This is a genomic window from Streptomyces sp. SID5910 (genome assembly GCF_009862125.1).
GTDB lineage: Bacteria > Actinomycetota > Actinomycetes > Streptomycetales > Streptomycetaceae > Streptomyces.
Genome location: NZ_WWHX01000818.1, coordinates 1 through 776 on the forward strand (window position 1 = coordinate 1; position 776 = coordinate 776).

Sequence of the window (776 nt, forward strand, 5' to 3'; positions counted from 1 at the left end):
GGCGCGCAGTTCCCCGCGCCCCTTCGGGGCGGGGGGTGTCCTAGCGTTCGGCGTCTGCGTGGGTCGGGGTCGACGTGGGGTCGTCGGGTGCCGAGTGCTCGCCGGGGCGGTCACGTGCCGGGTGTCCTGAGGCGTCGGTGCCTCGCAGCAGGCGGGTTCCGGAGCGCAGCGCGGCGGCGAGTACGTAGGCCCGGGCCGCGACGACGGGGCCGAGGACGGCGAGGACCAGGACGTATCCGGCGATGAAGGGGGCGAGCCGTCCGTCGAGGCCCGCGCCGGCGGCCATCGCGGCGAGGATCAGCGCGAACTCCCCGCGCGCGACCAGGGTGGTGGCGATCTCCGCCGCCGGTTCGGCACCGTAGCGGTACACGCGGGCCACGCACAGTCCGGCGACGACGTTCATGACGAGGGTCAGTGCCGCCGCCGCGGCGACCGGTCCGGCGACGGAGGCGAGGTCGCCGGGGTCGATGGCCAGTCCGAAGGCGAAGAAGAAGATCGCCGCGAAGGCGTCGCGCAGCGGGTGCACCAGTTCCCGGATCCGCGGGCCCGAGGGCGTTCCGGCGAGGATCAGGCCGACCATGAAGGCGCCGATGGCGTCGGCGACGCCGAGAAGTTCGGAGACACCGGCGACGAGGACGGCGGCGCCGAGGAAGCTGATGACGAGCAGTTCGTCGTCGCGGGTCTCGATCAGGCGCCCCACGAGCCGGGTGCCCCAGCGGGCCGCGACGGCGAGCACCAGCAGGAACGCGAACGCCTTGCCGGCCTGGAGCGCCATG

1 protein-coding gene is annotated in these 776 nt (G+C 74.4%); it reads right to left on the minus strand.

Annotation, left to right across the window (positions count from 1 at the left end; all coding sequences use genetic code 11):
• Positions 1–40: 40 nt before the first annotated feature.
• Positions 41–776 (minus strand): cation:proton antiporter (locus tag GTW67_RS28830; RefSeq protein ID WP_202437827.1); only part of this gene is annotated, 736 nt, incomplete at its 5' end.